This window comes from Bacillota bacterium (assembly GCA_012727955.1).
Classification (GTDB): Bacteria; Bacillota; Limnochordia; order DTU087; family JAAYGB01; genus JAAYGB01.
Genome location: JAAYGB010000006.1, coordinates 80501 through 95533 on the forward strand (window position 1 = coordinate 80501; position 15033 = coordinate 95533).

The 15033-nt window shown below is 51.5% G+C and carries 10 protein-coding genes; 4 read left to right on the forward strand and 6 right to left on the reverse strand.

Annotated features, from left to right (window positions below; genetic code table 11):
* Positions 1-30: 30 nt before the first annotated feature.
* The 4 genes from GX030_01700 to GX030_01715 form a co-directional block, all read right to left on the reverse strand.
* Complete coding sequence (locus GX030_01700; protein NLV91095.1) at positions 31-1236, reverse strand: GGDEF domain-containing protein; 1206 nt, start codon at positions 1234-1236, stop codon at positions 31-33.
* A 303-nt stretch (positions 1237-1539) separates the two neighbouring features.
* Positions 1540-2997, reverse strand: a complete 1458-nt coding sequence (locus tag GX030_01705; GenBank protein ID NLV91096.1) for a glycoside hydrolase family 32 protein — start codon at positions 2995-2997, stop codon at positions 1540-1542.
* Positions 2998-3048: 51 nt separating this feature from the next.
* A complete protein-coding gene (locus GX030_01710; protein ID NLV91097.1) occupies positions 3049-4056 on the reverse strand; it encodes a hypothetical protein in 1008 nt (335 codons plus the stop codon).
* A 141-nt stretch (positions 4057-4197) separates the two neighbouring features.
* On the reverse strand, positions 4198-6291 hold the full coding sequence (locus GX030_01715) for a S9 family peptidase (GenBank protein NLV91098.1): 2094 nt from the start codon (positions 6289-6291) through the stop codon (positions 4198-4200).
* Between the two features lie 292 nt (positions 6292-6583).
* Here GX030_01715 and GX030_01720 point away from each other — a divergent pair, with 292 nt between their 5' ends.
* A complete protein-coding gene (locus tag GX030_01720; GenBank protein NLV91099.1) occupies positions 6584-8383 on the forward strand; it encodes an ABC transporter substrate-binding protein in 1800 nt (599 codons plus the stop codon).
* 1137 nt (positions 8384-9520) lie between these two features.
* On the opposite strand, the gene GX030_01725 is transcribed toward GX030_01720, so the two are convergent.
* Positions 9521-10210 (reverse strand): LrgB family protein, encoded by a 690-nt coding sequence (locus GX030_01725; GenBank protein NLV91100.1) that lies wholly within the window; start codon positions 10208-10210, stop codon positions 9521-9523.
* On the reverse strand, positions 10198-10575 hold the full coding sequence (locus GX030_01730) for a CidA/LrgA family protein (GenBank protein ID NLV91101.1): 378 nt from the start codon (positions 10573-10575) through the stop codon (positions 10198-10200). Before GX030_01730 ends, GX030_01725 begins: the two co-directional genes overlap by 13 nt.
* A gap of 484 nt (positions 10576-11059) precedes the next feature.
* Between GX030_01730 and GX030_01735 the strand changes: the two genes are divergently transcribed.
* From GX030_01735 to GX030_01745, 3 genes are all read left to right on the forward strand, one after another.
* Complete coding sequence (locus GX030_01735; protein ID NLV91102.1) at positions 11060-12424, forward strand: ABC transporter substrate-binding protein; 1365 nt, start codon at positions 11060-11062, stop codon at positions 12422-12424.
* A 208-nt stretch (positions 12425-12632) separates the two neighbouring features.
* Positions 12633-13946: an ABC transporter substrate-binding protein gene (locus GX030_01740; GenBank protein NLV91103.1), complete on the forward strand. Its 1314-nt coding sequence runs from the start codon at positions 12633-12635 to the stop codon at positions 13944-13946.
* Between the two features lie 77 nt (positions 13947-14023).
* Positions 14024-14926, forward strand: coding sequence for a sugar ABC transporter permease (locus GX030_01745; GenBank protein ID NLV91104.1), 903 nt, complete (start codon positions 14024-14026; stop codon positions 14924-14926).
* Positions 14927-15033 lie beyond the last annotated feature (107 nt).

A 15033-nucleotide genomic window follows, 5' to 3' on the forward strand; every position in this document is an offset into this window, starting at 1 on the left:
GCGCTTAACGAAGCGCAGGCACCTTATTTGTTAGTGGGCTAAAACCGATAACCCCGTCATCGGTAGGTCCTTATCTTTATTATCATACATTCTGCTGTCGGCTAGACTGATTAAAGTGCGGAGATTGGGCTCCTTCAGTTCAGACATGAAGGCAATTCCCATGGCAACTTCAATCTTAACTACATGCCGACAGTTGTAGTTGTAGATTCGCTCCTGCAAATCCCTAACTTGGGCAATCACCTCTTCCTCGGAGTTGTCTACGAAGAAAGCGGTGAACTCATCTCCCCCCACTCGATAGCAGTTCTGCAATGCCTCACTGCCCTGCTGCAGAATCTTGGCGAAGTCCCTCAGCAGCTCGTCACCCCGTTCATGACCATGCAAATCATTGACCGCCTTCATGTTGTTTATGTCCATGGCTAGACAGGCTAGGCAATCCAGTCTGTCCAGGCGTTCCCGCAACTCCCGTTTTTTCTCCTCAAAGGCAGTCCGATTCTTCAAGCCCGTGAGAATGTCGGTGTAGGCTAATCGGTGGTAGATTTCCTTGAGCTTGATCTCGCTCTCCTGCAGGGCCAGTTTTGCTTCCAGAACAGCCCGATCCTTGCGCTCATCGGCGATTTTGACGGTCTTGGTGATGATCTGATGTACCATTGCATAGACCGACAGCAGGGTAATGCTGAATAACAGGGCAACGAGCAGATACCCTCGTGGTTGAATTAGTGGTGTTGGATCACCGACGACAACGTAGGTTAAGATGTAAAACATAGTGAACACCGATGCTAGGCTTGTCCAGCCTGTGGGCATGGTCCTTTGAATATAAAGATATTCCCGGCGGCATTTGTAGGCATAGACGGCAAGGCCCAGCAATCCAGTAACCATGAACACCGGGACGACAATGGGGTTGCCCTGTAGAATGATCCCCACCGCTCTTGCAAGGATGACGATAATCAGCCCGACCAGTTTGACGGAACAGATGGTAAAGAAAAACCGACTGTCTCTGTGTCGAGCCAGGAGCAGAAACACCACTACCGCAGGAAGTACTAGGGCGAGCAATGCGGCCCGATCCCGCTCTACATTTCTTGAAACCAGCAGCAGAAAGACCAGCATCGAGACCGCTAATTGGCCGGTAATGGCGATAAAATTGACTGTTTTGGAGTACCGCAGCTCGATGAGCAGCGATAATACCACTGTAACTAAGATGGCCGAAACTAAAATGCTGAAATCATGGAAAGCAAGCATATTTATCCTCCAAATTATTCTGAACAGGTCACGCAGAATTTACACTTTAAGGCAATTGACTAGCAATTTAGTTATATTCGTGGAAAATGCTGGAAGGCCTCTTTTTTGTGGTCTCAGATAGCTATTTCCCTGTGTTGGTACTCCTGGGCAAGAGGGTGGAAAACCAAAGGGCCTGGAAATCATTCAGAGTTGGACGAGGAGTGAAGAATAGCTGGTATATGTATCACGGGCAAAGGGCTAGGTTATCGACCTAGCCCAGCAATGCTCTGTTCTCTTGTATGCTTCATGATACTCCCGTTTTCCTTAGTCTGCGGATATTCGGTTGATCTCAAGGTTAAGCAACTTGACCGGTCCTCCGAGACAGTAGACCTCCATTCCCGTGCTATCGGGTGCGGGGAAGATTAGCTCTGTGATGCTGAGCGCGCCGTCATTCCCAAAGACTTCTACGGAGCAGGAATCAACAAGGATATGAAGCTGAATAACGCCTGCAATCGGGGCCAGGGGCGCACTGCACAGATTGGGAAAGTCTTGGCTGAAGTCAACTATGCCGGAATGGGTTCGGTCGACGATTAACTTCTTGCCCCGGACGTCATATCGGATGGCAGTGAACTCATCACCGGATCGTCTGACGCGAAAGCCAAATTCTGTGGCAGCATCCAGCTCGAATTCGGCTCGAATTTCATATGCCCTTGCTGTTAGATGCTGCAGAGGATTACAGCCGGGAGTCAGGACCTTATGGGTCCCGGTGTAGAGGGGCTGGCGCCAGCTTTCCAATTCCCTAACGGGACGTTGGACAAGGCGTAAGCCCTCGGGCCCCTTCCTTAGGGTCAGTTCCCGGGGAAGGGTAGCGGCGTTTCTCCATCCTTTGGTGGGGATGTGATTGGCATACTGCCAATTGCTCATCCAGCCGAGCCACAATCGCCGACCATCTTCCTTCGGTATGTCAGACCACGAGGTCCCGGCGTAGTGATCTTTGCCGTAATCGAGCCAGAGAACTGTCTCCGGTGGGTTGTCATTGATGAAGTGCTTGCCGTCGAACTCGCCAATGAAGTATTGGCCACCGGAACCGCCGGCAATATGACCGGGGTTGATGCCTACCTCCAGCACCCACTTCCTCTGATTGGTACCTTCGATGGGCAGCGGGAAAAGGTCGGGGCATTCCCAAACTCCCTCCCGGGAGCCGGCGGAAAAGCTACTAAGATACTGCCAGTCCGTTAGATTGGTGGAAGAATAGAAGCGAAGGTGATCTCCCACCGCCAAGACCATCACCCATTTACTGTCTGGTTCATACCAAAAGACCTTGGGATCACGAAAGTCCTTGGCTGTGGCGTCCTGTAGGACGGGGTTGTGTTCATACTTATGCCAGGTGCGTCCCCGGTCGGTGCTATAGGCCAGGCTTTGGCTTTGGGTAGTCCCTCCGGTAGTGGGATCCTCATAGTGGTGGGTGAAAATGGCGACCAAGCCGGACTTGCCACCAAAGAAACCGCTGGTGTCCTTCCAGTCCACCACAGCACTACCGGAGAAGATGGTCCCCTTTTCGTCCGGTGCTAAGGCGATAGGAAGGTGCTCCCACCGCAAAAGATCCCGGCTAACGGCATGCCCCCAATGCATCGGCCCCCAGACGGTGTCGTGGGGGTTATGTTGATAGAAAAGATGATACTCGCCCTGGTAATAGACCAGTCCATTAGGATCATTCATCCAGTTAGCCTTCGGTGAAAAGTGGTACTTGGGCCGAAAGGGATCCACTGGCGTTGGTTGCATCAAATTACCCCTTTCTGTGATGTGCCAGTCCCAATCAGGAACAGCAGGAACTCAGGATTTCTCGTAACTAGATTTGTCAGGCAAGACGCGAGCAAAGCACCGGTTTAACTCCTCTTTGATGCCCGCAAAGAGCGAGGGGTCGCTTAGCTCATCGTTGACACAGATCATGGGATGCTTCTGTTCAGTGATGGCCCGGTAGGCCCGTTGGTTTCTCTTTAGATTGGAGCTAACTTTGTAGTTCTTACCTTGGGATTGTGTAAGGGGATAAAACTCACCTTTGCAGATCCGCCAATAGCGAAACACCCATTGACTTACATCCCCTCCGGATCTAAATCTATGGCCACAGGTTTCATGTAATACCTCGCCTGCTTCTCGCCAAACTTCCTCAAAGGTAGATTTCTTGTATGCTACCGGTATGTGTTTATCGATCAGTCCAGTAAAGTGTTTCCACGGTAGCAGCAAGAGCGTGCGAAGTAACGGGTCTGAGTGGTGAAGCAGGTATCTTGGCGTTAACCACTTACCTCTATGTCTCCGGATTACCTCTTTTTTGCTGAAGTGATTGTTAATGACTCGAATGTTGTTGAACTCTATTTGTGAAAAGAGGTCCAGGGGATAGATTACTCGGAGTCCAGCGAAATCACAGGGTAGTCCATCTCTAAAAAGAATCGATGGAGAAATCGGCCTAATGATAAAGCGGTCGTCATTAAAATAGACAAAGTGCTCGGCGAGACCTTCGATGCGGTGGAGATTTAGCTCTATTGGATGGGAGCTGAAGGTGGGGAGATATTCCGCAGGGATATAATCTTCATGCCTAACAATACGAAGCTTGGGATGGCTAGTATTAAGCCAATGCGGGATGTGGCCCCAGGTCACAAAATGTATTTTCCGCACCCACGGCGCGAATCTTTCTACCCCTCGAAACCAATACTGGAGATTGTCCCAATCTCTATATCTATTGCCTCCAGCGTCGCTGTTAGCCGGCACTTCATACTCTGCTCTAGCTTGTTGCCATTCTTTGTCGTTACCATCTACCCAAGTAATAACAAAATCTATGTCCATTAGACAACCTCCATTACCCTCAGTTCAGGCCGAGAATACCGCCTTTATTATAACCTACTCTCTGGAGTTTTCCTGACCAGGGATAACCGAATCCCCCACCCAGCCTTCCGGTGGGGGATTCACTTCTATCTATCTGGAGCGCTAGAGATCCCGATAGTAGTTGAACCAGGCGACTAGTCGTTGGAACCGGTCTAGACGATGGATCAGGCGCCGTGGCCCATGATACTCGCCGGGATATCGGATCATGATTGCCTCTTTGCCCAGCCGCCTCAAGGCAATATAGAACTCCTCCGTTTGGGAGGGAGCTACCCTGAGGTCTCCTTCCCCGTGCATGAGCATGATTGGTGTGTCCACATTGCTCACGTGGCCGATGGGAGAGTGCTTGATCAAGTGCTCATAGTCACGCCAGGGTTGCCCTCCATATTCGTATTCATCGGCTAACGTGATATCAGAGGTGCCATAGCCGCTGAGCATATTGGTGACGCTGGCCCCGGCACAAATCGCTTTGAACCGATTCGTTTGAGTTGCTATCCAGCAGGATAAATATCCACCGTAGGACCAGCCATGAACGAACATTCGCTCTGGATCAATGAATCCACGGTTGATGGCTGCATCTACGCCGGCCATGACGTCGGCGTAGTCTCTATCTCCCCAGTTCTTATCTATCCATTTGGTGAATTCTTGCCCGTAGGTGTCACTGCCTCTGGGGTTGGTGTACAGGACTACATAGCCTTGGGCGGTAAAAACCTGGGCAGTAAACATGAAGGTAGGCCCATAGGAACCATGGGGTCCTCCGTGAATCAGCAGCACCAAGGGATATTTCCTTGCGGGATCAAAGTCCGCCGGGTATAGGAGCCATCCGTCGATGGGCTGACCGTCATCGCTGCTGTACTGGAATTCCTCCCAGTCCCCCAGGGTGATGCCGGCCATCAGTTCGGTGTTAAGTTGGGTAACGGGGACCGGGTCTTCCCGCAATAGATACAGTTCATCGGGTTGATTGGGAGCAGAGGCAATATAGGCGATGGTCTCCTGGCCAGCGGCAACACTGGCTACGGAAAGGGCCCTATCCACCAGTAACGCCTGGGTCTCCCCTCCGGGCACAACCTGATAGATTCCCCCAGCACCCCGATCGCACATCAGGAAAACCAGTCGGTCCCCTTGCCAGGTGATGCTGGCTCCGCCTCGGAAGCCGATCTCGGAGCCCGCGCCTCCGACGGGTCGATCCATGGGCCGGGTTATGTTTTGCGCTGCATCGGCGGTAAGGGGTTGGGACTCTCCCTGGGTTTGCAGTTGAGTTAGGTACTGACTCACATCGATAATCCACAGGTCCGTAGTAGTGGAGACACTGAACTTGCTGTCATGACCCATGAAGGCGATATACTTACCGTCCCAGGACCACTTAGGGCTGTAGCAGGGTCCGGGAGCATCATAGAGAAGATGACCGCGGCCGCTGGCTAGTTCAAATAACCAGAGATCGGACTTTTGATCATAGTCGGCGGTGTCGGTGCGTCGGGCGCTAACGACGATGTACTTGCCGTCGGGCGACACTGTCGGACTGCTATGATCGTAATCTCCTTCGGTAATCTGCCGGCTCTGGGGTTTCCAATCGAGGACCGGTGCCCCGGGGACAGGAGTGATGAACACTTGCCTGCGACTGTGGCCGAAATAACCCTCACCATCATGGCGGTAATGAAAGCGGGTAATCACCTTAACTTCATTGGCCTTCTTGTCTTCTTCGTTTTCATCCTTGGTGTTTTTCCTATGGACCTTGTCAGCTAGCTGGGCTAACCGCTCCCGGTCATAGTCCGGTGCTCCGGGGTAGGGCGTCCAGGTTTGCCGATCCTGACTGAAAACCTCAGCACTGTAGATGATGTGCTTGCCATCGGGGGTCCATACCAGGGGGCCGGAAACAGCCTCTTTAGTCTCAAGGCACCAGGCCTCTCCACCATCGATGGGGATCAGCCAGATTTGGCTTTTGCCTGACCGGGATGAGATGAAAGCCAGCCGCTTCCCGTCGGGCGAAAAGGCAGGGGCAGACTCCTTCCCTGAAAAGGTCAGTTGTTTGGAGGCTAGAGTGGTGTTGTTAGTGATGAAAATGTCGGTTAGGGTCTCGTCTTTCTCCTGATCACAGCGTTGCACCACGTAGGCAGTGTATTGTCCGTCGGAGGAGACTTGGACTCCGCCAGGGCTTTTGAACCGGTACAAATCTTCGGGACTGAAAGGGCGTTTTTTCACTATTGATCCTCCCGTATCTAGTATTTCTTCTAGTAGGAATTTCTCTTACCGGTGCCCAGCACCTTCCAGTGGTGGGATGAATACAGGCTACCGCTTCTTCTCACTGAACAAAAGAGGACAATCGGTCAATAGGAGGAAATCCAATGGCAGAAAATAAAGATAAGTCTGCAAGAATACCAAGGGTAAGGGGGCTGAATCGATAGTCAACAGATCTGCTTGGAGGGTTGTTCTTCTATTCATTGTTCTGTTCTTGGCTGGGAGCGCAGCAGCGTGGGCTTACAACGAGGCACCAATGCTCAGGGAATTGGTCCAACAGGGGAAGTTGCCTCCCGTTGAGGAGCGGCTTCCGGAAAATCCAGTGGTTGTACCGGTAGTAGAGGAGATAGGGCAGTACGGAGGCACATGGAACCGTGCCTTCCTGGGGCTCAGTGACCTGGCAGGGGTCACCCGAATCACCTACAATCCGCCCCTGCGCAGAAATATCGATGGTTCTGAAGTTTTGCCGAATGTCTTTGCCAGTTGGGAGGTCGCCGACGAAGGGCGGGTATTCACTTTTCATCTGCGCAAAGGGATGCGTTGGTCCGACGGAGCTGCCTACACCGCCGATGACATCCTATTCTGGTATGAAGACATTATCTTGAACGAAGAGCTTACTCCGGTGATTCCGTCCTGGTTCACCATTGAAGGGGTACCGGGGATCCTAAGTAAGGTTGACGATTACACTGTTCGGGTTGAATTTGCCAGTCCCTATGGGCTCTTTCCGCAGATGCTGACCCAGCCAAACACAATTCAGATGGTTTCACGGCCCAAACACTACCTCAGTCAATTCCATCCTCGCTATGCTCATGAGGAGGAGCTGATGCAGGCAACTCGGGCCGCGGGCCTAGAGGCCTGGTATCAGTTGTTTAACCTTAAGGCTGACCCACTAAAGAATCCCGATGAGCCGACGATCAACGCCTGGAAGTTGATTTCTGATCCTGCTAAGCCTCCCTATATCATGGAGAGAAATCCCTACTACTGGAAGGTCGATCCCGAGGGAAATCAGCTGCCCTATATTGATCGCGTCGTGCAGCACTATGCCGATAACGCCGAAGTAATCAATTTAATGGCTGTTTCCGGCGATATCGATATGCAGCTGCGTCACATCCAGTTTCTCAATTATCCTTTGCTAATGGAAAACAGCGAGCGATCGGGATATCGAGTGTTAATGTGGCCTCGGGGGATCGGAGCCAATCCCTATATTGCCTTCAACCTGAACTATCCTGACGATCCGATTCTGCGGGACATATTCCTGAATGAAAAGTTTCGACAGGCGGCTTCCTTGGCGATTAATCGTGATGAAATCAACGAGCTGATGTTTTTTGGCCTGGGGGAGCCGAGACAGGCAACGGTAGTGGCAGAATCAGTCTACTACAAGCCAGAATTTGCTCGGGCCTATGCCGATTACAACCCCGACGAGGCCAATCGCCTACTGGACAGCATTGGCCTAGATAAAAGAGATGCCCAGGGATATCGCCTACGTCCCGACGGCAAGCGGTTGCAGGTGCTGATTGAAATTCCTGAGGGCGGATGGGGACCCTGGATTGACATCGCCGAGCTAGTCAAGGATTATTGGGAGGCGGTGGGAATCAGTACCGACTTTAAAGTACTGGAACGTTCCTACTGGTTTACCAGGGCTGACGCCGGCATCACACAGGTCACCTTTTGGACGATGGACTACCAGCTGACCCCTTTGGTCAACCCCGATAAACTCTTGCCCCGGGGAGACCGTAGGGAGATTGCCCACGATTGGAATCTGTGGTATGACAGCGGTGGAACTAGGGGTGTCAAACCAACGGGTGTCTACCTGAAAGCCTTTGAACTGTATGATCAGGCAAAGTCTACTCCCGATGAAGCCGAGCAGATTCGCCTAACGCAGGAGATCCTCCAGCTTCAAAGTGAATATTTGTGGTTTATCGGTACCGTGGGTTCCGACCCGGCGTTGGTTGTGGTAAAGGACTATTTCCGCAATGTGCCCGAGGTTGCGCCCGAGGACTACCTCTTAGGCAGTCCTGGAAACACCTACCCTGAGCAATACTTTATTAAGCGGTAGGGACCGAATCCAAGTCAACAACAAGAAGAGTGCGGGACATAGTCTCTCGCACTCTTTTTTCGTCAATGGGGCTTTCTGCCGAGGGTATAGCCAAGGACCATCGTCTCCTGATAGATACCCCGTGGATCGTATGCAACCAATGCCTCATAAAGATTCTTCTCGGAGTCATCGATTTTTGCCCCTAAGCCCCTCTTCGAGCAAGGTAGAATACAAGCAACCTATGATGGAATCAATCGTCCAATCCTGGGAGTGAACAAAGGAATAGGTGCGATCTAAACTGATTCAGTCGGTGAAAGGCTTCCCCTATAGTAATTAGTTGAATTGAAACGCGTTCTATTTCGAGATTCTCCGCCTTATCAACTATCCAGCGAATATTAGTTACTCCCTGATCCCCTGCAGCTTTTCCCCTATTTCTATCATTTCCGCTCAAGAGCCACAGCCAGTACGGATTCAAAGGCAGCGGCGAGGGGAATGCAGACTTATCCAGAGCCACAGGCAATGTCAAGCAATCTTGCCCCTGCCTTAATACCAGCCCTCTTGACCAGACTTTCCATCATCACCATCGGGTACGGACTTGATACTTAGCATAGTATTCCGCGGTTTCGACAAAGGCATCTGCGGGGAAATTCCCGCTTAATGTATAAGCTTCTATCCACCTATATCCTGTCCAGAGAATGAATATGATTAGAAGCCAGCCCAGATTAACCACTCCACCAAGGCACCCTATGCCCCGATTCCTTTGCTTGTCGAACTGGGTCATCGGGGCATGAGGCCTTGCTTCTAGTTGTTGGTGGATTCCCTTTGGCCGAACCTACGGTACTTCGATGAGCTTAACGGATTGCATTGACAGGTGGATTACCAGCCCTGCTTCAGAAGGGGCAGGACCCCGTCGAGGATCTGCAGGTGCAGCTGGATGGCTGTCTGAGGAGGTGCTCTGTGGTGTTGAACCGCCTCCTTTGGTCAATAAGTAGTAACAGCTAACTAGGCAGGTAGTTCCATAGTTTTAACCTGAATTCTTCAATTAAGTCAGCGCGGTTTTCTGTCGGGCGAATTGCCGCTACTCTCGATCGCTCGCTTCGGTACATTGTTCATGAATAGACACTAAAAAACACCAGTGGCTGCTCTAGTGCATGGGCACTAAAGCAGCCACCAGACAATCAAAGGAGAGATTAGGGCGGTGTAGAGTCCCGCCAGTCCTATCGCCAAGCCCGAGGTACTGCCCTGGAGTTCACCCTCCTGCAGGGCTCGAGCAGTGCCAATGGCATGGGATGCCGTTCCCATGGCTAGCCCCCGAGCAAAGGGTGAAGTGACCTTACAGATTCGAAGCCACTGCGGTCCCAGGATTGCGCCTAAGATTCCCGTAGCAATGACTAGGCCAGCGGCTAATTCTGGATCAGCCCCGATCATACGGCTAATCTCAATGGCGATGGGGGTAGTCACAGACTTCGGAACCAAAGCCGCGACGACTGTGGAACTGGCCTTAAGCAGCTTGGCTGTACCAACCGCGGAAAGCACTGCCGTAGACGAGCCAACTACAATCCCGATGCCAATGGTAGCCTTGTGTTTCAGGATCAAAGGAAGATGCCGATAGAGAGGTACCGCTAAAGCTACCGTGGCTGGCCCCAACCAGAAGCTAAGGAGTGTGCCACTCCTTTGATAGACACTCAGGTCAATGTCAGCCAGCTTCACGAAGGCAATGAGCGTCAGAATTGCCAGCAGAATTGGATTGGCAATGGGGTTAGGCACCCTGCGGCATAATTCCACAAAAAAATAATAGACGATAATCGTAATGGCAACTAAGACAACCGGTTCTTCTAGAACTGCCACCTTTGGTTAACTCCTTTCTTTTTGGATTGTGTTCTAGATTGTAGAGCCTGGGTCACCCATCCGGTAACTGCTAGAGTTAGTAGGGTACTGGCCACCAAGCTGATCCCAATTGCCAAGAGGCCCTCCTTCAGCACAGCACCAAAGGCCAATAACCCAACTCCAACGGGAACAAATAGAAGCCCCATGTTCCCCAGCAGCATCTCACTGGCCTCTTCCACGGCCCTAAGGGGGACAATCTTCAGGTCCAGGGCAATGGTTAGCAAGACCATCCCTACTACCGGTCCCGGTAAGGGCCAGCCGATCAAGCTCCTCAAGACCTCACCCAACAATTGAAACCCCAGCAAAATAGCAAATCCCCTCAACAAGACAGACCCTCATTTCCTTAGGTACTCTCTATATGAACCCTACGTCCGATGTTTTTCTAGTCTTGTCATTTTCGGCGCTCAGCGGGCATTGTCCTGGAAATGCCAATCGGGTGGTATTTTTGGGACCAATGGTGAGGGGGGATTGGCCGAGCCGAAACACCACAAGAGATTAGAAAGAAAATGGCGACAAAGAAAAGAGATTTACGAATACGCAAAGACTTGCCAAAATTAAAATGATTGTTATGGTAGCTGTCCGACGTGCATACTTTCCCTACAGAGCTCTGGACCCATAAGTAAGTGATAGACATGTTAAGGGCTCGATGTGAATAGGATGAATTGAGACCTACTACAGATTTACTTAAACAGATCGGCTTTCATTGAGACAGGCAGTAAAGGGGGTGATTTGGAGCAAAGATGTTGGCTGCGCATTGGCTAGTTGCTTTGCGTAGGTGTGATTTCTACAACTTATTTGGAGGGATTATCCGTGAAAAGGACAGTGGGATTGTTACTTGTTGTCGTGGCCTTGGCGGCGCTAATGCTGTCGGTTCCGATTCAGGCAAAGACCCAAGTAATCGTTTGGGGTATTAATCCACTGCAGGTTGGTAGCGGAAACAAAGAAATGATTGATGCCTTTAACGCCAGCCATCCGGATATCGAATTAGTGCCGCAATCTACTCCCGGAACCGGTGGCTATGCTACTCAAGACGTAGCGAAACTGCTGGCTGCCATCGCCAGCGGCAATCCGCCCGATGTGACCTGGTTGGATCGCTTTACTGCGGCCCAGTTCGCCTCCCGAGGTGCACTGATGGCCATCGATCAGTTTATCGAGATCCACAATTTCGATGTCAGCGGTTACGTCGACTACACCATTGATGAGCTGCGTTTTGACGGCCAGCTCTGGGGATTGCCTTGGGATACCGATACACGGCCATTGTATTGGAACAAGGACGTGTTTAGAGACGCAGGACTAGATCCTGAGGTTCCTCCCAAGACCTGGGACGAACTGATTGCCTACACCCAGAAGATCACCCGGGTCGATGACGAGGGCAAGTTTGAACGTATCGGATACATTCCTGGTTATGGTAACACCTGGCTGTATCTCTATGCCTACGCCAACGGCGCCAAAGTTCTCAGTGACGATGGACGTACGTCCCTAGTGAACGCTCCGGAAATGGTGGAGGCACTGCAATTTGTGGTGGACTTCTATGAAATGCTTGGTGGCGCCGAGAAGGTTAATGCCTATCAATCCACCTTCCAAGGCGAAGCTAACAATCCCTTCTTGACTGGTTTGGTGGGCATGTTGGTCACCGTAAACAACGCGACGCAAACCTATGCCCGGTATAAGCCAGATCTCGACTATGGCGCAGCCCTGCCTCCGGCTCCGGCAGGAAAGCCCCAGACGACCTGGTCGGGAGGATGGTCCTACGCCATTCCCAAGGGTGCGAAGAACGCCGAGGCAGCCTTTGAGGTCATTCGCTGGCTGACCACCGAAGGACCGAAGCCCAAGGAGCGGGGAGCCGCGGCCTACACCTTGGAGCGGGGAAGCCAGTACCACATTCCCTTCCCCTATGCCTATACACCAACCAACGACTACATGATTGAAGAGTATGTAGCTTCCATCGACAACACCGTTGTCCGGGAGGCGGTCATGGGTGGCTTGAATGCCATTGAGCACTCCCAGGCCCGTCCAGTATCTCCCGTCGGCGAAGTGCTCTGGGTTGAGCTTGCTCGAGCCAACGACAGAGCCATTTACGGCGAGATGACTCCACAACAGGCTCTAGACTATGCCCACCGCGTAGTCCAAAGAGAACTTGATCGCTTCTGGCAGAGGTATGATCAAGAAAACTAGGCTTCTTGGGACCTAGAGTGCCAGGGGGGATTACTCCCCCCTGCTATCCTGTGTGCCCCTTTTGCAGGTGAGTTATGTAGTGGAGATATAGCTCCTTACTTGCCTGTGATAGGCTATCCGCTACAAAGCGGAATTTCAAGGAGAAGAGGGATTATTCGTGAGAAGGCCGGAGGGATTATTACTTGTTGTCCTAGCCTTGGCGGTGCTGATGCTGTCGGTTCCAACTCAGGCAAAGACGCAAGTAATTGTTTGGGGTATCAATCCGCTGCAGATTGGTAGCGGAAACCAAGAAATGATCGATGCCTTTAACGCCAGTCATCGGGATATCGAATTAGTGCCGCAATCTACTCCCGGAACTGCCGGTTATGCTACCCAAGATGTAGCGAAATTGTTGGCGGCCATAGCCAGTGGTAACCCTCCCGATGTGACCTGGTTGGATCGCTTCACCGCGGCGCAGTTCGCCTCTCGGGATGCACTAATGGCCATCGATCAGTTTATCGAGATCCACAATTTCGATGTCAGCAATTATGTGGACTATACCATTGATGAGCTGCGTTTTGATGGCCAGCTGTGGGGACTGCCTTGGGATACCGATACACGGCCATTGTATTGGAATAAAGACGTATTTATGGACGCAGGACTGGACCCGGAGCTTCCTCCGAAGACCTGGGACGATCTTGTTGCCTACTCCCAGAAGATCACTCGAGTTGATGACGAAGGCAAATTCGAGAGGATAGGCTTTATCCCGGCATATGGTAATTCCCGGCTCTATCTATACGGGTTTGCCAATGGCGCTGAAATCTTGAGCGAAGACGGACGGACCGCTCTAGTGAATGCGCCAGAAATGGTGGAGGCACTGCAATTTGTGGCGGACTTCTATGAAATGCTCGGCGGTGCCGAGAAGGTAAATGCCTATCAGTCCACCTTTCAAGGCGAGGCCAACAATCCTTTTCTGACCGGGCTAGTGGGAATGCTGATCAATGTCAATAACGCAACTCAAAGTTACGCCAGATATAAGCCGGACTTGGATTTTGGGGCGGCCCTTCCGCCGGCTCCTGCGGGGAAACCTCAGATTACGTGGTCCGGGGGTTGGTCCTTCGCTATTCCTAAGGGTGCGAAGAACGCCGAGGCAGCCTTTGAGGTTATTCGTTGGTTGACCACTGAAGGACCAAAATACAAAGAGCAGGGGGCCGCGGCCTATACTCTAGAGCGGGGAAGCCAATACCACATCCCCTTCCCCTATGCTTATAACCCAACGAACGATTATATGATTGCTGAATATGTGGCACCGATAGACAACGAAGTTATCAAGAATGCAGTGATGGCTGGGTTGGATGCAATTGAGTATTCCCGGGCCCGTCCAGTGTCTCCCGTTGGAGAGGTCCTTTACGTCGAACTGGCCCGCGCCCTCGACCGAGGCATTTACGGCGAGATGACTCCACAACAGGCTCTAGACTATGCCAATCGTGTAGTTCAGAGAGAGCTTGACCGCTTCTGGCAGAGGTATGATCGGGAAAACTAAGATGTTTGAGTCCAAGATTGAGCTAGGGGGGATGGCTCTCCCCACTACCCTTTTACACAGTAGGGAGGCTCTAGTATATGATTAGGCGAAAAAGGCGAAATCGATTGGGACGCAGCGAAGCTATAGCTGGGTATTTATTTGCCTCACCTTGGTTCATCGGTTTTATTCTGTTTACAGCCTATCCCATTGTGGCTTCAATCTACTATAGTTTTACGGAATACAGTATTCTCTCGGAGCCCTATTGGATTGGTCTGGAAAACTATATTGAGATGTTCAATTGGGATCCGGCCTTTTGGAAGTCGCTGGGAAACACCTTCTACTATGTAGCCTTCAGTGTGCCCATTGGAATTATCATCGGACTAGGGATAGCTCTCATCCTGAACGCAGATATCAAGGGGATTGCGGTCTATCGGACAATGTACTACATGCCATCGATTGTACCGATTGTGGCTAGCTCGATTCTGTGGTCATGGATGTTTAATCCCAATTACGGGTTGCTGACCCTTGCCGTTGAGGCCTTGGGCTTGAAGGCACCGGCCTGGTTAGGGGATCCCCGCTGGGCGAAGCCTTCACTGATCATCATGTCCCTGTGGGGAGCCGGTGGCGGAATGATTATCTACTTGGCCGGTCTAAAGAATATCCCTAAAACCTACTATGAGGCTGCAGAACTAGATGGAGCCGGTGTCTGGACGAGATTTTGGCGTATCACCTTGCCACTGCTTTCACCTACACTTTTCTTCCAGTTGGTTACCGGGATAATCGGATCCTTTCAAGTGTTTACCCAAGCCTTTATCATGACCAGCGGAGGACCCAACGACGCAACACTCTTCTATGTATTACATCTGTATCGCAATGCCTTCCAGTTTTGGCGCATGGGGTATGCATCGGGTATGGCCTGGGTCCTATTTGTCATAATCATGATTTTCACTCTGATCAATCTCATTGGTTCGAGACATTGGGTGCACTATGAACAAGCTTGAGAGGAGGACCTACTGTGGCGAAAAACACTGCCTTTGCTCCGGCGTCGCTTAAGGAGAGATACCAGGCGTTATTCAACCCCCATCGCAAACAGGTGGCAAAGCTGGTC